Source organism: Adlercreutzia sp. CNCM I-6216 (genome assembly GCF_977113345.1).
Genome location: NZ_CDSBIE010000017.1, coordinates 12,414 through 30,537, shown reverse-complemented (window position 1 = coordinate 30,537; position 18,124 = coordinate 12,414). Strand labels below are relative to the sequence as shown.

The following is an 18,124-nucleotide window of genomic DNA, read 5'->3' as shown; positions in this document are numbered from 1 at the left end:
GAGATGCTTTTCGCAACGGCCCTTCTTTTTTCGCAGCCTGAAAGCCTACAGCGGCAATCGCCCTTCCAGGGCGCGGCCCAAGGTGACCTCGTCGGCGAATTCCAAGTCGCCGCCGACGGGAAGCCCGCTGGCGGGGCGCGTCACCTTCACGCCCAAGGGCTTGATGAGCCGCGCGAGGTAGGCGGCCGTGGTCTCTCCTTCAATGTTGGGGTTCATGGCGAGCACCACCTCGGTCACGTCCTCGCGACCAAGGCGCGCCATCAGCTCGGCGATGCGCAAGTCGCCGGGGCCGACGCCCTCCATGGGTGCCAGCACGCCGCCGAGCACATGGTAGACGCCGTTGAACACGGCCGTGCGCTCGATGGGCGGGATGTCGCGGGGCTCGCTCACCACGCAGATGACCGCGCCGTCGCGCTTGGAGCTGGCGCAGATCTCGCACAAATCGCCCTCGGCGTAGTTGAAGCAACGGGCGCAGAAGTGCACGCCCGCCTTCACCTCGCGGATGGCATCGGCCAGACGCAGCGCCTCGGCGGCGTCGGTGTTCAGGATCCAGTAGGCCATGCGCTGGGCCGACTTCGGCCCCACGCCGGGCAGACGCTCCAGCTCGTCGAGGAGCTTTTGAATGGAAGGTGCCGCTTGCACGAATGTCGCCTTGAGATGGAGACGGCCTGGCTACATCAGGCCGGGGATCTTCATGCCGCCCATGACGGCGTTCATGCGGGCGTTGGCCGCCTCGCTGGCGGCGCGCAGCGCCTCGTTCACGGCGGCGACGACCATGTCCTGCAGCATCTCCACGTCCTCGGGATCCACGGCAGCGGGGTCGATGGTGATGTCGGTGATGGCCATCTCGCCGGTGGCCGTGGCCTTCACCATGCCGCCGCCGGCCGAGGCCTCGAAGGTCATGGCGGCGATCTCCTGCTGGGCCGCGGCAGCATCGCGCTGCATCTTCTGAGCCTGCTTCATCATTTTCTTCATGTCCATGAAAGGGTCTCCTTTGCTGGTTCGCGGGTCGCGCCCGACTGCTAACGTATTCTAGGGCATCTCGCCCAATCTCGCTTAGACGACTTCCTCGAAGTTGACGCCGTCGCCGAAGCCGAAGGCAAGCGAGGCGGCGAGGTCGGGCTCCTCTACGGGATTCGGGGAAGGCCCGGACACGGCATCGGGCTCGGGGGGAAGCGCGGAGGCGGACGGTGCTGCCATCGAAGGGGCCGGCGAGGGGGCAGGAGCGAACGCAGGCGCTTGAGATGTCGCACCAGACGGCGCCGGCACCTGGGGCGCATCCTCCCACGGGGGCACCTCGGAAGGAGCTGCGGAAGCGGCATTTGCGGGGACGCTCGGCGCCGGGGAGGTCGCTGCGCCTTGGGGCGAGGCGGCCCGGGAGGCGAAGGGGTCCTCGAAAGGGATATCCGCATCGTCGTAGGGGACGTAGTCGTCGTAGGGCGGCCGATCATCATCGGGCGCGGGGGCCGGCGACGCAGCAGCGGAAGCGGGAACCGCGGGCGCGTTCACGCTAGAAGGCGCGCCGGACATCGGACTCGCCGAAGCAGCGGAAGAGGCAGCGGACGGGGCAGGTACCGACTGAGCTACCGGTGCGGGTGCGTTAAATGCGGAAGCCGCGGCGGGGGCAGAGGCCATCGGAGCCGAGGCGCCGCCCTTGCGCAGCTCGAAGGAAATGTCCCCGTGGGCTTCTCGGCGCAGGGCCTGGGCGAGCTCGGCCTGCACGTCGGGTTTCTGCACGGCGCGGAAGGCGAAGTCGTTCTCGGCGGGGAACTCGATCAAAAGCGCGCCCGCCGCCGCATCGAAGACCGCTTTGGTGTTCATGAACAGCACGCCATAGGCCGCCTTGGACTTCTTCAACGAGGCGAGGACGCCGGCCCAGAGGCGCTGCAGCGCCGCCATGTTCGAGAGCGTGGCGACGATCTCGGGCGACAGAGAGCCCGCGACCGCCGGAGCGGATGGGGCGGGGGCCGGGGCGCATGCCGTAGACGGGGCCGGAGCAACGGCGACCGGAGTCGCCGTCGGGGCAACCCCTTCCGTAGGGGCGGACACAGGTCCGCCCTCCGCGAGCGGGACAGACTGGCTGTCGCACGGCGCTGACCCGGCCGGAGCCGAGGGGCGACCAAGGTCGCCCCCTACGGGGATCGATCCCGCCGAGACGGCCGCAGCCGGGTTCGCCCTCGTGGGGGCAACGGCAGCCGGGGCGGTTGCCGCAGACGCAGGGGCAACCGCTGCCGGGGCGGTCGCAACGGGAGTCGCTGTCGAGGCAATCCCCTCCGTAGGGGCAGGCCTTGGGCCGCCCTCCGTGAGCACGGCAGAATGACTGCCGCTTGACGCTGATCCGGACGGAGCCGAGGGGCGACCAAGGTCGCCCCCTACGAGGGCCGCTCCCGCAGGCACAACGGGCGCGGCAGCCACGACAGAGGCGCCGGCCAGCTGGCGCTCCAGGGTTTCCACACGCTCGGCCAGAGCCTCCAGCGTCACATCGGCATCGGGGCGCACCATGCGCGTCAGCGCGATCTCGAAGGTAAGCCGCGGGTTCGTGGACGTCTTCAGCTCGCCGGCTACATCCCCCAAAACGCCCAGAAGTCGCGCCAGACGGTCGACGCCGAACAGCGGCAGCTCCTCGGAAAGCTCGCGCCGCGTCGCCTCAGACACGTCGAGCACCACCTCAGGTCCCGCCACGGCCATGACGTACATGTTGCGCATGTGCTCGGCCAGATTCGCCACGAACTGGGCCATGTCGGCGCCGGTTTCCACGTACTCGGCCACCCAGCGGAAGCACGCCGCCGCATCGCGGGCGCCTATCGTCCGCACAATGTCGGCCAAATCCGTGGAGTCCACGGCTCCCAGCATCCGCTCGGCCACTTCCATGGTCACCGCACCGTCACCGAAGGCGATGAGCTGCTCCAGCGAAGTGAGCGCATTGCGCATGCCGCCCTCAGCCCGGTGCGCGATGAGCTCGAGCGCCTCCCCCTCGAACTCCACGTTCTCGGCGGTGCAAATGGCACCCAGCCGCGACACCATGGCCTCGGTGGAGATGCGGCGGAAATCGAAGCGCTGGCAGCGCGAGTGAATGGTCTCGGGCACCTTCTGCGGATCGGTGGTGGCCAGGATGAACACCACGTGGCTCGGCGGCTCCTCCAGCGTCTTCAGAAGCGCGTTGAAAGCGGCCGTCGAGAGCATGTGCACCTCGTCGATGATGTACACCTTGTAGCGCCCGCGCGTCGGCGCGAACTGCACGCGCCCGATGATCTCCTCGCGGACGTTCTCCACGCCGGTGCGGCTCGCGGCATCCAGCTCGTAGACATCCGGGTGCTCGCCGGCGGCGATCATCTCGCAATCCTCGCAGGTGCCGTCGGGCTCGGCGGTCGGCCCCTTCTCGCACAGAAGCGCCTTGGCCAAAAGGCGCGCCGTGGTGGTCTTGCCCGTGCCGCGCGGGCCCGTGAACAGGTAGGCGTGGCTCACCTTGTCCTGGGCGATGGCGTTTTTGATGGTGCGCTCGATGTGCTCCTGACCGACCACGTCCTCGAAGATCTGCGGTCGGTACTTGCGATAGAGTGCCTCGGCCATGGCCTACTCCCCGCCTTTCTCCTCGGTCTCGGAAGCCGGTGCCTGCGCGCCCTCGGCCGGCTGCGCGATCTGCTCGGCCGCCACCCGGCGCCGCGCCTCCGCCTTCGCCTCGGCCTCGGCGCGCATCACGCGCTCCTCGGTCAGCTCGCGCTCGTACTCGGCCTCGTTCACGCGCTCGGCCGCCTGGGCAACCGGATCGCCCTCCTTGGCGCGACGACTGTTCAGCGCGGCCTTGATGACGCCGATGAAGGCCGGCGCCACGGACACGGCCACAATGCCCAGCACGATCACCTCGAAGTGCTCCTGCACCAGCGGAATGCCGCCGAAGAAGTATCCCACCAGTACGAACAGGCTCACCCAGGAGATGCCGCCGACGGCGTTGAAGAACGTGAACTTCCCGAAGTTCATGTGTCCGGTACCGGCGATGAACGGCGCGAAGGTGCGGAAAAACGGCATGAACCGCGTGATAATGATCGTGAGCCCGCCATAGCGCTCGAAGAAGTGATCGAGCTTGGCCATGCGCTCGGGCGTGAGCGCCTTCACCTTCCCCGAATCGATGATGCGGCTACCGAACAGGCGCGCGATCCAATAGTTCGAGGTGTTGCCCAGAATGGCCGCCGCCCAGAACACGATGAGCGTGGCCCACACGTTCAGGCCGCCGCCGTCGGCGGAGAACACGCCGGCCGCGAACAGGAGCGAGTCGCCCGGCAGAAACGGGAAGAACACGAGCCCCGTCTCCACGAACACGATAAGGAACAGCGGCGTGTACACCCACACCGGGCCCAAAGCGATGATCCAGCCGGCGATGAAGCCGCGCGGGTCTTTCAAAAGGTTGATGAAAAAGTCGATGATGCCCACCGAGTCTCCAATCTGCAGAATAATGTAGAAGGCGGCGCGCCGCCGGCCCCATTGTATTTTCAGAGGTCACGGCAACGAGGCCCTGCGCAAAAGCGCCACGGTAATTTTACGTTGGCACCGCGGTGCGCCCTTCGCGCAAAAGTGCCCCGAATAGGTATGGGCGCTCGTCAGCGGTCCCTTATGGCTGCTTCCTCCCGGACCTGACCAGGTTCGGAACATGTCGCCGCCCATACCCATTCGAGGCACTCGAACTCGTAGGGCTTAAGTATAGGGGAAGCGCGCACAACTGGCGACGGCGCTCCCCTCCGGTAACTAAAAGTCCATAGGGCGCCCGCTAAAGACCGTCTGCGGGCGTTTTCACTACGCGATCCTTGTTAAGATCTTCGTAAGGTCTTCGCAAAAACCCGGGGAATTGCTACTATTCTTTCGACCCTTAAACGTAACTCAAACACATCAGTCCCGAGGATGTCATGGCCCGATCCGATTACAGCCGCTACGACGACGAACCCAGACGCTCCCAAGGCGGCCTCTCTCTTTCCACGGGCCGCTTCGATGGCCGCTCCACGGGTACCACCCGTTCGTCTTCCTCCTCCGGCAACCGCCCGCGCGGCACCCGGCACAACCCCCTGCGCGACGAGTATCCCTCAAGCCGCGACCGCCGTCGCGAGCCCGAGCCGGGACGCCGGCACTCGGGCGGCGAGCGCTCCACACGCGGCGAGCAGCCCCGCGGCAAACAAACGCCCGCCGGCAATCGCGGCGCCCAGGGACGTCCGCGCAACGGCGCCCCCTCCGGCCGCGGCAGCCACGCCCCCCGCGCAGGCGCCGCGTTCGCCCCCCAAATGCACACGCTCGCCCCGGCCGGCGGCTTCAATCTCGCACGGGCGGCCATGGCGCTCATCGCCATCGCGCTGGCCGTCATCTTCGCCATGGCGCTTTTCCACATCGGTCCTTTCGCATCGGCCGCCGCCAAAGACGGCAGCAAGCATGTCGGCGTCGCCAGCGCCAACGCCGTGGGCGGCAACGCCTCCTACTTCGCGCAGAACGTCGCCACCCAGGTGAGCCTCGCCCGCCCCGTCGAGCCGGAGCTGGCCCAGCTGCCCGCCTACACGCCAACCCGCGACGACCTTACCAACCTCGCCGGGCAGAAGGCCCCCTTCGCCTTCGCCCTCGGCAACGCGACCAACGACGCCGGCGAACAGGCCGCCGCGCCCGTGCTCTCCGACCGTTCCCTCGTGAGCTTGAACAACGCGCTCTCCTACTACGACAACAATGGCTATGAGGCCAGCTACCTCATCATGGATCTGGGCACGGGACGCGGCATTGCCGGCAACGTGGACGTGCCCATCTACGGCGCCAGCTCGTTCAAGGGTCCCTATTGCGCCTATGTGGTGAACAAGGAGTTCCCCAACGACATCGACCGCGCTTCGTCCTCGCGCCTCACTCAGGTGGAAAACACCATCGTCTGGTCGGACAACGCCTCCTACGGCAAGCTGCGCCGCACCTACGGGAACGACGGCATGGAGGCGTGGCTGGCGGAGGCCGGCGTCGACACCGCGCTGGTGAACGACACGTACTTCCCCACCTACACAGCACGCCAGTCGGCCCTCATGTGGTTGAAGATCTACGAGTACCTGACGACTGCCGACACCTCGGCAGCCCAGTGGCTCTCCGACACCTTCAGCAAAACCGAAGTCTCATTCCTGCGCAACGGCGCCCTGGGCACCACGAGCGCAGGGCACACCGACTACCTGCCGGAAGAGGGCTCCGGCGGCGAGGAGGGCGTGGAAGACGACGGAAGCGACGAGGAGGGTTCCGAGGAGATCACGCCCGCCGACGGCTCCGAAGGGGACGGCTCTGTGCTCGCCGAAGACGCGGAGGGCGGCCAGACGCTCATTGAAGAGGACAAGACCGTCGCCTCTATCGGCACAAACATCACCGTGCGCAACAAAGCCGGCTGGATCGACGGCCAAGACGACGACGCCGTGTGCGATTCGGGCATCGTCACCATCAACGGTCGCGACTACCTCATAACCATCATGACCAATGCGCCCGACTCGGCCGCCGGCGAGCAGGCCTTCGCCCACCTCGCCCGCACCCTGCTGGAAATCCGCGGCGACTTGGTGTGATCTCCGTGGCCGATACTTCCGACAACCCTCTCGCCCCACGCACGCGGCCGCCCTATTATGCCGGGGCCCCCATCGAGTTCGCCGGCTATGTGGACGACTTCGACCGCACGATCTGCGCCATGGAGTTCTCGCTTGACGACGGCGCCTCCTGGACGGCCTACCCCACCGCCGCCGTGGACAAGAGCCGCGGCGTGAATTGGCGGTTCGTCTACACGCCGGAAACCCCCGGGCGCTATCTTCTGAAGGTGCGGCCCGTGACCGAGGACGGCGAGCCCTCCACCCTGGTAGCCGGCTTCGCCTTCGAGGCGCTGCCCGCCGGGGGCACTTACGGGGATGCGCGCATCCGAGCCGTGGGCGGCTCGTTCAAGGACGCGCGCATCTTCCGCTCGCGGGAGCTCGCGAACCTCACCGGTGAGGAGGCGGCCTTCCTCTCGGGTGCCCTCGGCATCGCCACCATTTACGACTTGCGCACGGCCTCCGAGGTGGCGGCGCACCCGGAGCCCTACATCGTGGGCATGCGCACCGTGGCGCTGGAGCCTTCCACCGAGCACCGCCGCAAGGATTCCAACAAGCGCCTCATCGCCGGCGTCATCGAGCGCTACGGCGAGCCCGAGGAGCGCATGGCCGCGAACTACCGCCGCTACGTGCGCGAGTATCCGCTGGTAGGCCAGGCCCTGCGCTCCATGGCCGCCGAGAGGCGCCCCGCGCTCATCCACTGCGTGAACGGCAAGGATCGCACCGGCGTTCTGTGCGCCACCCTGCTGCGCGCCACCGGCGCCGACGAGGGTGCGATCATGGAGGACTACTTGCGCGTGAACACCGACCACGCCGATCTCATCGCGGAAGAGGCCGCACGGCTCGACGGGGGCATGACCGACCATGAGCGCGCCATCCTGATGTCGTTTTTGGAAGCGCGCCCGGCCTACCTGCGCGCCTACTTCGGCGAGATCGACCGCCTCTACGGCAGCTTCGACACCTACCTGCGCGAGGGGCTGCATCTCACCGACGAGGCCATCGAGAGCCTCCGCGCCCTGGTGGCCTAGAACGCGCTCCAGAAAACGCCTGCGCCCTGGAAGCCGACAGCCCAAAGCTCGGGCGCGCATTTTCGCTTTTGCCCGTGCAAATGCCAGTTCGACCCAGAAATGGTCGTTTGCGTCTTGCCATAACGGGGTCGAACTGGCATTTCCTTACCATTTCACCCCTTAACTGGCATCGCGCCGGGCCATAACGGGGTCGAACTGGCATTTGCCTCGCGCACGCTGCAAGGAGGTCGGATAAAGACTGACCCGGCGGGCGATCAGATAGGCGGGAACTATCGCGACAATCGTGGCGGGCAAGGAAGCGAAGCCGAGTAGCTCGCCAGCAAACACGAGAGCCGTCAGAGGACAGTTAGTGCAGGCGGCGAAAAAGGCGACCATGCCGACGAGGGCTCCGAGAGACCTACTCGCTCCCACAGCGCCCAAGATAGATGCGGGGAGAAGCGACGACGCAGCGGAGAAGACTGCCGCGCCGAGGCAGGTGCCGATGGCGAGAACGGGCATGATCTCGCCGCCCTTGAAACCACCGGCAAGAGTGAGCAGCGTAAGTGCCGCCTTTACGATGAAGGCCCACCAAGGCAGAGCCTCCCCCGCCAGAGCCGCCTCAATCTGCAAAAGGCCCGTACCGCAGTACGAGCGCACGTCCTCATAGTGGAAAAGATCCGCATAGCCGACGACGAGCGCCGTGGCCACTCCCCCGACCGCCAGCGCAAAGACGGGCGCCCCGAGCCGGGCGAGACCGCCCCGAAGCTTCCCGAGCGCTCCGCAGAAAGCAAGGGCCAGCAGTCCCGCCGCCGCACCCACCGCAGCGAGCAAAAGCAGAGCCCCGACAACCCGATCCCCCATGAAGGAATCGCCTGCGAGGACAACGTCCAATACGGCCGGCGCCGCAACGGAACCCGGAAGAAAGCGTACGCCCATCGCCCGTACCACGCTCCAGGACACTAAAGACGTCACCGCCGGCGCAGCGAGCGAAGCAAGCGAGCCGGGCCTTCGGCGAAGCGCCTCGAAGGAGAACACGACGCCCGCCAACGGGGCATCCAGCATAGCGCCGAGAGCGGCGCCCATAGCCGCTGGCGCCAGCACCGTGCGGAAACGCGCGGAAACACGATCGCGCAAAAGGCCGCTTGCCGCCGCGCCCATCTGGAGCGCCGCCGCCTCCTTGCCCACCGACCCTCCGCACAGCACCGTGAGCGCCGTGCCCACGATGATCGCCGGCGCAAGCAGCGGAGGCACCGAACGCCCATCGCGAACTGCCTCCATGACCCGAGCGGTGCTCCAGGAAAAATCAAGGCCGACCGCCCGATACGCCCCATAGGAGCAAAGCCCCGCCACCGGCAGCAGCCAAACGAGCTGCGGTCGCTCCGCAAACAGGGAGGCGCCCCCGTCTACGGCAACGCTGAGCGCAACGGTGAGCAGGCCGACCAGCGCCCCGAGCACCACCAAGGCGAGCGCGAAAATCACGCCCGCCCTCGCAGATTGTCGCTTCGCGGCGCTCATCGGCCTCCCCTTCTCAACCCCCTAGCGCTTCTCCCCCAAAGGGTCGTTGTAGACCACGGCCGAATCGGGACGCGCCTGGCAGATAAGCGTCAGATCGAATTCACGGGCGAGGCGAATGGTCTCGTCGGTGGGCACCGCCTTGGTGGCCAAAATCGGAACGCCGGCATGGATGGCCTTCATGACCATGTCCACCGGCAAACGACCGCTTGAGAAGATCAGCGCGTCCCGCAAATCGATGCCCTCGCGCAAAGCGGCCCCCACCACCTTGTCGAAGGCGTTGTGGCGACCCAGATCCTCGCGGCAGATGGTCACGGTGCCCCCGAGCACGAGATAGCAGCTGTGAGTGCCCGTCGTCGCCTTGTGCAAAGGCGAATCCTCCGCAAACGCTCGCGCCGCGGCGAAGACCCATGCCGCCTCCCACGGAATGGGCTTCACCTTGGCCGGGCGCTCGTCGCTGGTGAAGTAGCGGTTATAGACGCGGTTGCCCGTGCAGCACGAGGGAACCGTCTCGACACCCTGCCGCGAAAAATCAGCATGATGGCAGGAGAGCAGCACCGAGGCACGCGTCCCCTGATCGCATACGTAGATGTCCTCGATATCGTCGAGCCCTCCCACGATGCCCTCGGTGTAGAGACGGCCCACCACCAAATCGACCAGGTGATCGGGAGTGCAGACGACGCGCATGGTGGGCACCGTGTTGACGGTCACCTCCATGGCATGCTCGACGAGCACCCCTCTCGCGGCGTCGCCTGCAAGTCCCGCCGGCGTCAGCAGCTCGCCCTCGCAGAGCTCCACCGGCTCGCCCTCCCGATACCGATCGATCACGTTCATGATCTACTTCTCCTGCTTCTTGCGGTAGATGAACCAGTAGGCCAGACCCACTAAAAGACCGCCGACAATGTTGCCGAGCGTGGCGAGCACGAGGTTGTAGGCAACGCCCCCCAGCGTCACCGCGCCGGCCGCGCCGAAGCCGAGGCCGTTGAGCACCAGGCCCATGGGAAGGAAGAACATGTTCGCCACGCAGTGCTCGAACCCGCAGGCCACGAAGGCCGAAATGGGAAGCAGGATGCCCAGAACCTTATCGGCCGTCGTCTTCGAGGAGAAGCCGATCCACACGGCCAGGCACACGAGGATGTTGCAGAGAATCGCCTTGAAGAAGAGCACCTCGGGCGCGAGCGACACCTTGCCGGCGGCCACCGAGACGAACGCCTCGCCCACGGCGCCCCCGTTCATACCCTGCAAATTCGACATGAAGATGATGAACATAGCCAGAAGCGATCCGGCGAGGTTGCCGACCCATACAATGCCCCAGTTGCGGAACAGGCCGCCGAAGGTGATCTTTTTCGACGCCTTCGCGCACACCATGAGCACGTTGCCCGTGAACAGCTCCGCGCCGCAGCACAGCACCAGGCACAGGCCCAGGCAGAAGCACAAGCCGCCGACGAGGCGCTGCACGCCGAAGGCCATGGTGGTGTCGCCGAGGAAGGTGCAGAAGTACATGCCGCCGAAGCCGATGAAGGCGCCGGCGAGCATGGCGGAGACGAAGCACTTGGCACCGGGCATGGCCGCCTTCGTCACGCCGATGTTCTCGGCCTTGGCCTCGGTGGCCGCCGGCGCGAGCGCATCGGGGCTCACAGCGGCCAGATCTTCTTTCACAATAGCCATAGTTGTTTCAATCCTTTCCAAGTTACCAAAGGCGCACCTACGTGCGTCATCTCAATTCACAAAGGGATACTGCTCGAAATCGGCACCATCGGCGAGGCACTGGTACACGTGCTCCACGGCCGCGAGCACCCGGGGGCTCACCGGATCGAAGAACTCGGTCCCCGCGGGCTGCACGCCCAGAAACACGACCTCTTCGCACACGGCCTCCAGCTCGCCGAGCAGGTACGTGATGGGCAGCGTGTGGGTCGTTATAAGCGACTGGGTGGCCACGTCCGCGGCCTGAAGGCGGCGGATAGCGCCGGGCTCAAGGCCCATGGCCGCCGCATCCACCAGCAGAAGCCGCCTCGGCGCAAGGCGCCGCAGATAGCCCAGATCGTTCTCGGGGGTCTGGCCGCCGTCCACGGCCGTCCAGCCCTCCACGGGAAAATCCTCCAGCTTCTTGGCCAGAAGAGGCCCGGCCGCATCGTCGCCGCGCAGGACGCTGCCCACGCAGAAAACGATGTTGCCACCGCGTTTGGACGCCTCGCTGGCCGCGAGAATCTCCTCGGCATTCAGCATGTGACCCTCCTCCCCATGGCGTACACGCACGGCTCGCACTGGATCTCCTCCAAAAGACGCAGGAACTCCTCTAGCCACGCCGGGGCATCGATGGCGACAACCGCCTCCGACACGGCGCACAAGGGCGGCTCGTCGCTCACTTCCAGGGCAGCGCCCACGCGATCGAGCGCCGCGAGAACCGCGGGCTTCAGCACGGGCACGTGCTCCTTTTTCACCTCGATCTCGCCGAACTTCTCAATACCCGCCAGCTTGTCGTGGGCCCGACCCGGGCCGAGAAGCGCCAGCACGTCGGCGAACACCTCGCGCGAAGTCGTCAAGCGAGGGGCAAGGCAATCGATGACCCCGGTATGGTGCCCAATGGCCAGCGTGTAGTACAGCACCGACCGCACATCCTCAGGGATAGAGCGCTCGTGATCGACGAACTTCTCGCCCAGCCGGTAGAACACCACCTCGCGAGCCGTGCGCCCATCGGTGGTATGGGCCGCGAGCGGCCTTGTGGGCGAAAGGACGTCCCCCAAGGCCGCCGGCTCCTCGAAACCGGCGGCCTCGCGCCTGCATCGCTGTCGCACGGTCACGCTCATTCGTCGACGACCTTGCTCAAAAGCAGCGCCTTCAGATCCATGAACACGGCGCGCTTGCGCGTATCGGTCTCGGCGGCGATGAGCGCATCGGCCGCTCCCAGGGCATCCACCGTGTCCTTGGACAACGCCAGCATGAACTCGTCCACGATCTGCTTTCCGTAGTAGTACCCGCTCATGCGGCGCGCCTCGCGCTCGAACGCCGTGCGCACCTTGTAGGGAATGGCCGGGAAGGCCACGGGCGCCTGCTCGCCGGCCGGGGCCACATGGTGGCTCGCGTGCAACTTCTGATCCAAAAGGCCCAAAGCCGTGGCGAACCCGAAGATCGTGGCCGGCGGCGAGGGCGGGCATCCCGGCACGTACACGTCAACTGGCAGAATCGGATCGGTGCCGCCCCACACGCAGTAGTTGTCGTGGAAGATGCCGCCCGTGCACCCGCAAGCCCCGTACGACATCACAATCTTCGGATCGGGGGCCGCATGGTAGGCCCGAAGCGCCGGCTCCCGCATGGAGCGCGTCATGGCCCCGGTATAGATGAGCATATCCGCATGGCGCGGCGAGGGCACGACCTTTATGCCGAAGCGCTCCGCGTCGAAGACCGCGGTGATGGTGGCGAAAATCTCGATCTCGCAGCCGTTGAAACCGCCGCAATCGACGCGATAGACGTACACGGAGCGCTTGATGGACTCAAGGAGCTTCTGCTTCGCCTCGGCCACCTTCGCGTCCAGCACGACCGGATCGGGCCGCCATTGGAGATCGAGCGGAAAATCGTTCTCCAGCATTTACTCCTCCCCCCTCTCGGGCGCCTGGTGCGCAAAGGCCTCGGCATCGTCGATGCGGCGGCAATCCAGGCACAGGTCGACCTTTTCGATATCGGCCGCGGCAGAACCGCCCACGCCCGCGAGCACGCGGCGAGCGTAATCGACCTCCTTGGCCGGGGCATAGGGCTTGCCGCAACGAGCGCAGCGGGCCACGCCGTAGGAGCAGGACTCGCGCAGATCCTCCTTGTTCGTCACGGCCAGCTCGAAGTCGGTTGTCAGCTCGATGGCGAACAGAGGGCAGACCTCCTGGCAGCGCCCGCAGAAGATGCAGCGACCGTAGCTGATATCCCACGTGAGGTAGTTCTGCTCGGCATCAAGTTCCATAGTGATGGCATTGGCGGGACAGGCGATGGCGCAGGCCGCGCACGCGATGCAGAGCTTCTCGTTGTGCTCCGGCTTGCCGCGAAACCCCGCGGGCATCTCCAGGGGAGTGAAAGGATAGCCCACCGTGGCGTCGCCGGTTTTGCGGATTTCCTTGAACAGCTTCAGCATAGCCTACCACCCCTTCCCGGAAAGAGGCGAGTGCGTGCGGCGGCGGCAGTAGCCCTCGAGCTGATCTTTGGTGAGCACGGTGGACGTCTTCTTCTTGACATCGACCACCGTCACGCGATCGGTGCAGGAATAGCACGGATCCATGGAACCCACGATGATGGCGGCGTCGGCCACGGTGTTGCCGCGGAACATGTAGCGCAAAATCGGCCAGTTCGAGTACGTGGCCGCCTTGGCGCGCCAGCGATAGCATTTCTGGTTGTCCCCCACCTGAGCCCAGTGCATGTCTTCGCCGCGGGGCGCCTCGGTGTAGCCCAAGGCGAACTTGTGCGGTGTGTACTGCCAGTCTTCCGTTTGAATGGGCCCGGACGGCGCTCCCTCGAGCAGCTGCTCGATCATATCCAGGGAATCCATAAACTCCTCCACGCGCACCAGCGTGCGGCTCTGCACGTCGCAGCCGTCGTGGCTGCGCGCCGACATTCCCACGAGGAACTTGTAGCCGTCGAAGGGATGGTCGAAACGGACATCGCGGGCGATGCCGCTGCCGCGAACACAGGGCCCCACGGGGCTGAAGTCGCGGGCCACCGCCGGGTCAAGCCTTCCGATGCCGGCCGTGCGCGACTCGAAGTTGGCCGTGGACACGAGCATGTCCACGAGCGCCTCCACCTCGTGCCGCAGCTCCCGCACGTACTTGATCGTGGCGAGCTTCTGCTCGTCCAAGATGTCGCGCCGCACGCCGCCGATCAGGTTCAAGCCGTAGGTCTTGCGGGCTCCGGTGAGCAGCACGGCCAAGTCCATGGTCTTCTCGCGAACCCGGAAGAAGTGCTGGAATCCCGTATCGAACCCGCAGTAGTGGCACACCAGCCCCAGGTTCAGCAAATGAGAGTGCAAACGCTCGACCTCCAGCAAGATGGAGCGGATGTACTGGGCGCGCACGGGCACCTCGATGCCCTGGGCGTGTTCCACCGCCTCGGCGTAGGCCACCGAGTGGGCGTTGCCACAGATGCCGCAGATGCGATCCGCCAGAAACGTCACGGCGTCGTAGTTCAGGCGGCTCTCGGCCACCTTCTCCATGCCACGGTGCACGTAGAACAGGCGGTAGTCCGCATCGATGATGTCCTCCCCTTCCACGAACAGGCGGAAGTGCCCCGGCTCGTCGGAGGTGATATGCAGAGGGCCCATGGGCACCTCGGTCGTCTCCTCGGCATGGCCCTCGTAGAGAAACGAGTAGTTCTCCACATCGGTCACGGGAGCCGGGCGCTTGCGGTAGTCCATGGAGTCCTTGCGCAGCGGATACAGATTATCGGGCCAGTCGTCCGGCAGCACGAGCCGGCGCTCGTCGGGGAGCCCCATGGCGCGCAGGCCGAACATGTCGAAGGCCTCCCGCTCGCTCCACACGCAAGCGGGAACCCGCGGGGTCACCGACGGGTATTCCATGGAATGCGGATCCACCTCGGCGCGCACCACCACGAACCCCGGATCGCTCTCCTCCATAGAGAGCAGGTAGTACAGGGCGTAGCAACCATGCAGCGGACGCTCGTCGTTGGCCACCATGTTGGGCAGCCAGCCGCCGCGGCCGTAGTACAGAAACTCCACCACATCGGGCAGCATATCGGTGGGCACCGTAATGGTCACCTGATCGGCGGCCTGCCACGTCGCATCGAGCACCGCGCCGGGAAAGGTGTCCCTCACGGCCTGAACATGGGTCTCGCCCACGCGCAAAGGCGACTGCTTCTTCGTCGTCATTACTCGAACACCTCCTCGGGGGTATCATCGAAAGCCAAAGCCGCCAGGGCATCTTCGAACAAGCTGCCGGAAGAGAGGCCCTCTTCCTCGTAGGACATGACAATGGCGCTGGCCTCTTCAATGGAGCCGGCCAAGGGCCCCGGCAGCGCCACGCCGAGCAGCACCACCAAAGCGAGGAGCACCACCTCGGGCACAAGCGCCAAAGCGGGCACGTCGCCGCGCTTCACGCCCTCGGGCACGCGCCCCAGCGCCGATCCGGTGATCATGCGCACGAGCGCCATAATCACCACCACGAGCGCCACGAGCACAAGCGCCACGGCCCACCAAACTTCCGCGGCCACGCCGGCGAGAACCATGAACATCTCGCTGACGAACATGGCAAAGGGAGGGAAGCCCGCCAAAGCCAGGCAGCCGGCCGCGAACAGCACGCCGGTCACCGGCGCCACCGAAATGATGCCCGAGATCTTCGCGAGGTCGCGCGTGTGGTACTTCATCATCACATTGCCGGACAGGCAGAACATGAGGGCCTTGGTGAGGCCGTGGGCAACGCAGTGCACGAGCCCGGCGATGATGCCGAGGGGGCCGCCGATGCCGAAGCATACGGCGATGAGCCCCACGTTCTCGCACGAGCTGTAGGCCAGCTTGCGCTTGAGGTCGTTCTGCTTGTACACCTCGAAGGCCGCATAGCACACCGACAGCACGCCCAGGATCATCATGACCGTCTGGGGGAACGTCGCGCCCACATTGGCCGCCGTCAGAATGTAGAAGCGCAGCACAATGAGGATGGCACATTTCAAAAGCACGCCGGAGAGGAGGGCCGACACCGGGCTCGGCGCCTCGGAGTGGGCATCGGGGAGCCACGTGTGCATGGGGAACAGGCCCGCCTTGGTTCCAAAACCGATGGCCGCGAATACGAACGCGATCATCATGAGGGACCGGTCCATGAACGGCGCGTTGGGAAGGATGGCTGTCCAGAACACCGCCTGGTGCGGATCGGCCATAATGTCGGCGGCGTTCGCATAGACGAGCAGCGTCCCGAACAAGCCGAAGGCCACGCCAGCCGTGCAGACGATGACGTACTTCCAAGCCGCCTCCAGGGCGAGTTTCGTGCGGTACACACCGACGAGAAACACCGTGGAAAGCGTCGTGGCCTCCACCGAAACCCACATCATGATGATGTTGTTGGAGGTGACGGCGAGAATCATCGAGAACACGAACAGACTGAAGAAGGCATAGTACTGCTTCACCTGGGAGGGCCCGAGTTTGCCCTCGGCCACATCGTGGGCCACATAGGGCAGCGAGTACACGCCCGTGCAAGGCGCGATGACGGCGATGAGCCCCAAGAACAGGGCGCTGAGGCCATCGAGATGGAACCACTCCCCCAAAGCGAAGATGTCGCTGCCCGCAAAGGCGGCCACCACAAGCGTCAGACCCGCTACCGCGACGCCCGCCAGGGAGAGTACGTGAAGAGTCTCGTAGGCGCCGCGGGGAGTCGATTTCGCTGGCAGCACGGCAATGAGCAGCGCCGCCGCCAAAGGACAGCCCAAAAGCACCAGAAGTAACATTGAGTAATCCATGGCTTATCCCTTCAGCTCGCAGAGGTCGTCGGCGTCAAGGGTGTGCGCATAGCGCGCCATGCGCCACACGAGCACCGCCAAGATAATCACCGCGAAGATGGCGTCGGTGGCGACGCCGATCTCCACCAGCTCCGGCGCCTGAGGCGCCAGAAGCGCGAGCGTCACATGGGAGCCGTTCTCCATCAGGCAGTATCCGAAGATCTGCTTGAAGATGGAGCGCTGGATAACGATGCAGGTGAGCCCGATGAAGAAGTGCGCGAGCGACACGGCCAGCGTGGGCTTGACCGCCGCAGCCGTGGGCAAATCGATGCCGGAGACGGCCACGAAGCAGACGAACACCTCCACGGCCACCAGCGCCACCGACTTCATGGGGTTTAGCTTCGGCGGAAGGTCCGCCTCGGCGTCGTCGCCAATCTTCTTCAGCGTGAACAGCAGGATGGCGGGCACGAGCACCACCTTCGTGGCGAAGGCCGTGGCCGACCAGGTGAACAGCTCTGTCGAGCCCGTGACGGCGCCGAGCGAAGCGAGCACGCCAACGAGCACCAGGGACTGCAGCGAGTACAAGAAGGCCGCCGCCCGTCCGGTGCGGGCGAGCACCACCATCATCGAGGTGATGATGAGGCAGGCGCCGAGCACATTGACTAATGGGTAACCGAACATATTCACCACCTAAATTCCAATGACGAGGAACACGAGGGACAGCGAGGCAATCCCCACGACGAACCAGGTGTAACGGCCGAGATACTTGTAGCGCACGCGCATGACCGCGTTCTCGATCACCGAGGCGACAAGGAACACCGCGAGCACCTTGCACGCGTAGGCCACCAGGCCGCCGAGCAGATCGAGAGGAGACGCCGTGGCCGCCGCGCCGAAGGGCAGAAAGATCGCCACGAACAAGCTCGCCACCACGAGCTGCTTGAGCGAGACGCCCAGCTTCATCATGGCCAGCGACGGACCCGAGTAGGCGGCCAGAGGGCCTTCCTGAATCTCCTGCTCCGCCTCGGCCAGATCGAACGGGAGCTTTCCCGTCTCGATGTAGCAGGCCATGGCGCAGGCCACGCCGGCCACGACGACGGCCACGAAGGGGCATGCCGTCAGATTGGCCACCGATGAGGCCATAAGCCCCACGTTGGTCGAGCCCGCGGCCACGGCCATGACAAAGAGCACCAGTATGAGCGAGGGCTCAACCAGCACGCCCACGAGCAGCTCGCGCACACCGCCGATGGCCGTGTAGGAACCGGCCGAGTCGATGGAGGCCAGGGCGAACATGAAGCGCGGAAGGGCCATGAGGTACAGAATGGTGATGATGTCGCCGAGAATAGGCACCGGGCACGCCTGAGTCACAAGCGGAAGACCCGCAGCGAGCAGGATGAACGAGCCCAAGAATATCGGCGGCGCAAGGCGGGAGACAATGCTGCTTCCGCCCTCCTTCACCTCGCAGCGGCGCCACAGCTTCGCCAGGTCGTAGTAGTCCTGCAGCACGCTCGTGCCCGTACGGGAGTGCATCTTCGCACGAATCTTGCGGGTGATGCCGGAAAGAAGCGGGGCGATGGCGACCAGAAGGATGGCCTGAAGTATCGCGATAATGATAGTCATGGC

Annotated in this window: 17 protein-coding genes and 1 other RNA gene; 2 read left to right on the top strand and 16 right to left on the bottom strand. The window is 65.7% G+C overall.

Features of this window, described 5'->3' with window-relative positions; genetic code table 11:
• Positions 1–45: 45 nt before the first annotated feature.
• From recR to ffs, 5 genes are all read right to left on the bottom strand, one after another.
• Positions 46–642 (bottom strand): recombination mediator RecR, encoded by a 597-nt coding sequence (gene recR, locus ACYVRU_RS11290; protein ID WP_022739074.1) that lies wholly within the window; start codon positions 640–642, stop codon positions 46–48.
• 30 nt (positions 643–672) lie between these two features.
• Positions 673–981, bottom strand: a complete 309-nt coding sequence (locus tag ACYVRU_RS11285; RefSeq protein ID WP_022739071.1) for a YbaB/EbfC family nucleoid-associated protein — start codon at positions 979–981, stop codon at positions 673–675.
• 75 nt (positions 982–1,056) lie between these two features.
• The gene (gene dnaX, locus ACYVRU_RS11280) at positions 1,057–3,570 is read right to left on the bottom strand and encodes a DNA polymerase III subunit gamma/tau (protein ID WP_461186158.1); all 2,514 of its coding nucleotides are present in this window, start codon (positions 3,568–3,570) and stop codon (positions 1,057–1,059) included.
• Between the two features lie 3 nt (positions 3,571–3,573).
• Complete coding sequence (locus tag ACYVRU_RS11275; RefSeq protein WP_461186157.1) at positions 3,574–4,428, bottom strand: VTT domain-containing protein; 855 nt, start codon at positions 4,426–4,428, stop codon at positions 3,574–3,576.
• Positions 4,429–4,573: 145 nt separating this feature from the next.
• Positions 4,574–4,667, bottom strand: an RNA gene (ffs, locus tag ACYVRU_RS11270) — signal recognition particle sRNA small type.
• A 231-nt stretch (positions 4,668–4,898) separates the two neighbouring features.
• Between ffs and ACYVRU_RS11265 the strand changes: the two genes are divergently transcribed.
• Positions 4,899–6,554, top strand: a complete 1,656-nt coding sequence (locus ACYVRU_RS11265) for a serine hydrolase (RefSeq protein WP_173111765.1) — start codon at positions 4,899–4,901, stop codon at positions 6,552–6,554.
• Between the two features lie 5 nt (positions 6,555–6,559).
• The gene (locus ACYVRU_RS11260; protein WP_461186156.1) at positions 6,560–7,597 is read left to right on the top strand and encodes a tyrosine-protein phosphatase; all 1,038 of its coding nucleotides are present in this window, start codon (positions 6,560–6,562) and stop codon (positions 7,595–7,597) included.
• A gap of 159 nt (positions 7,598–7,756) precedes the next feature.
• Here ACYVRU_RS11260 and ACYVRU_RS11255 read toward each other — a convergent pair whose 3' ends face one another.
• From ACYVRU_RS11255 to ACYVRU_RS11205, 11 genes are read right to left on the bottom strand one after another with little or no spacing between them, the layout of a single operon-like run.
• The gene (locus tag ACYVRU_RS11255; RefSeq protein WP_227070566.1) at positions 7,757–9,091 is read right to left on the bottom strand and encodes a chloride channel protein; all 1,335 of its coding nucleotides are present in this window, start codon (positions 9,089–9,091) and stop codon (positions 7,757–7,759) included.
• A gap of 21 nt (positions 9,092–9,112) precedes the next feature.
• A complete protein-coding gene (fdhD, locus tag ACYVRU_RS11250) occupies positions 9,113–9,922 on the bottom strand; it encodes a formate dehydrogenase accessory sulfurtransferase FdhD (protein WP_114540175.1) in 810 nt (269 codons plus the stop codon).
• Positions 9,923–9,925: 3 nt separating this feature from the next.
• Entirely contained in the window at positions 9,926–10,756 is an 831-nt protein-coding gene (locus ACYVRU_RS11245) for a formate/nitrite transporter family protein (RefSeq protein WP_157012727.1), read from the bottom strand.
• A 51-nt stretch (positions 10,757–10,807) separates the two neighbouring features.
• Complete coding sequence (gene hycI, locus ACYVRU_RS11240) at positions 10,808–11,314, bottom strand: hydrogenase maturation peptidase HycI (protein ID WP_114540176.1); 507 nt, start codon at positions 11,312–11,314, stop codon at positions 10,808–10,810.
• Positions 11,308–11,895, bottom strand: a complete 588-nt coding sequence (locus ACYVRU_RS11235; RefSeq protein WP_114540177.1) for a formate hydrogenlyase maturation HycH family protein — start codon at positions 11,893–11,895, stop codon at positions 11,308–11,310. The genes hycI and ACYVRU_RS11235 overlap by 7 nt, the downstream gene beginning before the upstream one ends.
• Positions 11,892–12,674 carry an NADH-quinone oxidoreductase subunit B family protein gene (locus ACYVRU_RS11230; RefSeq protein WP_461186155.1) on the bottom strand — a complete coding sequence of 261 codons (783 nt, stop codon included), beginning with the start codon at positions 12,672–12,674 and terminating at the stop codon, positions 11,892–11,894. Before ACYVRU_RS11230 ends, ACYVRU_RS11235 begins: the two co-directional genes overlap by 4 nt.
• Entirely contained in the window at positions 12,675–13,205 is a 531-nt protein-coding gene (locus tag ACYVRU_RS11225; RefSeq protein ID WP_114540178.1) for a formate hydrogenlyase complex iron-sulfur subunit, read from the bottom strand. It lies immediately after the preceding gene.
• Between the two features lie 3 nt (positions 13,206–13,208).
• The gene (locus ACYVRU_RS11220) at positions 13,209–14,948 is read right to left on the bottom strand and encodes a hydrogenase large subunit (RefSeq protein ID WP_114540179.1); all 1,740 of its coding nucleotides are present in this window, start codon (positions 14,946–14,948) and stop codon (positions 13,209–13,211) included.
• Positions 14,948–16,525, bottom strand: a complete 1,578-nt coding sequence (locus ACYVRU_RS11215) for a hydrogenase 4 subunit F (protein WP_114540180.1) — start codon at positions 16,523–16,525, stop codon at positions 14,948–14,950. The genes ACYVRU_RS11220 and ACYVRU_RS11215 overlap by 1 nt, the downstream gene beginning before the upstream one ends.
• 3 nt (positions 16,526–16,528) lie before the next feature.
• Positions 16,529–17,185, bottom strand: a complete 657-nt coding sequence (gene hyfE / locus ACYVRU_RS11210) for a hydrogenase 4 membrane subunit (RefSeq protein WP_114540181.1) — start codon at positions 17,183–17,185, stop codon at positions 16,529–16,531.
• Between the two features lie 9 nt (positions 17,186–17,194).
• Positions 17,195–18,121, bottom strand: a complete 927-nt coding sequence (locus ACYVRU_RS11205; protein WP_114540182.1) for a respiratory chain complex I subunit 1 family protein — start codon at positions 18,119–18,121, stop codon at positions 17,195–17,197.
• Between the last annotated feature and the right edge of the window lie 3 nt (positions 18,122–18,124).

Coding starts and splice junctions, on each gene's coding strand:
- ACYVRU_RS11215 (WP_114540180.1), bottom strand. CDS start 16,525: ATGGATTACTCAATGTTACTTCTGGTGCTTTTGGGCTGTCCTTTGGCG.
- fdhD (WP_114540175.1), bottom strand. CDS start 9,922: ATGAACGTGATCGATCGGTATCGGGAGGGCGAGCCGGTGGAGCTCTGC.
- ACYVRU_RS11285 (WP_022739071.1), bottom strand. CDS start 981: ATGGACATGAAGAAAATGATGAAGCAGGCTCAGAAGATGCAGCGCGAT.
- dnaX (WP_461186158.1), bottom strand. CDS start 3,570: ATGGCCGAGGCACTCTATCGCAAGTACCGACCGCAGATCTTCGAGGAC.
- hyfE (WP_114540181.1), bottom strand. CDS start 17,185: ATGTTCGGTTACCCATTAGTCAATGTGCTCGGCGCCTGCCTCATCATC.
- ACYVRU_RS11245 (WP_157012727.1), bottom strand. CDS start 10,756: ATGGCTATTGTGAAAGAAGATCTGGCCGCTGTGAGCCCCGATGCGCTC.
- ACYVRU_RS11265 (WP_173111765.1), top strand. CDS start 4,899: ATGGCCCGATCCGATTACAGCCGCTACGACGACGAACCCAGACGCTCC.
- ACYVRU_RS11255 (WP_227070566.1), bottom strand. CDS start 9,091: ATGAGCGCCGCGAAGCGACAATCTGCGAGGGCGGGCGTGATTTTCGCG.
- hycI (WP_114540176.1), bottom strand. CDS start 11,314: ATGCTGAATGCCGAGGAGATTCTCGCGGCCAGCGAGGCGTCCAAACGC.
- ACYVRU_RS11230 (WP_461186155.1), bottom strand. CDS start 12,674: ATGCTGGAGAACGATTTTCCGCTCGATCTCCAATGGCGGCCCGATCCG.
- ACYVRU_RS11220 (WP_114540179.1), bottom strand. CDS start 14,948: ATGACGACGAAGAAGCAGTCGCCTTTGCGCGTGGGCGAGACCCATGTT.
- ACYVRU_RS11205 (WP_114540182.1), bottom strand. CDS start 18,121: ATGACTATCATTATCGCGATACTTCAGGCCATCCTTCTGGTCGCCATC.
- ACYVRU_RS11225 (WP_114540178.1), bottom strand. CDS start 13,205: ATGCTGAAGCTGTTCAAGGAAATCCGCAAAACCGGCGACGCCACGGTG.
- ACYVRU_RS11235 (WP_114540177.1), bottom strand. CDS start 11,895: ATGAGCGTGACCGTGCGACAGCGATGCAGGCGCGAGGCCGCCGGTTTC.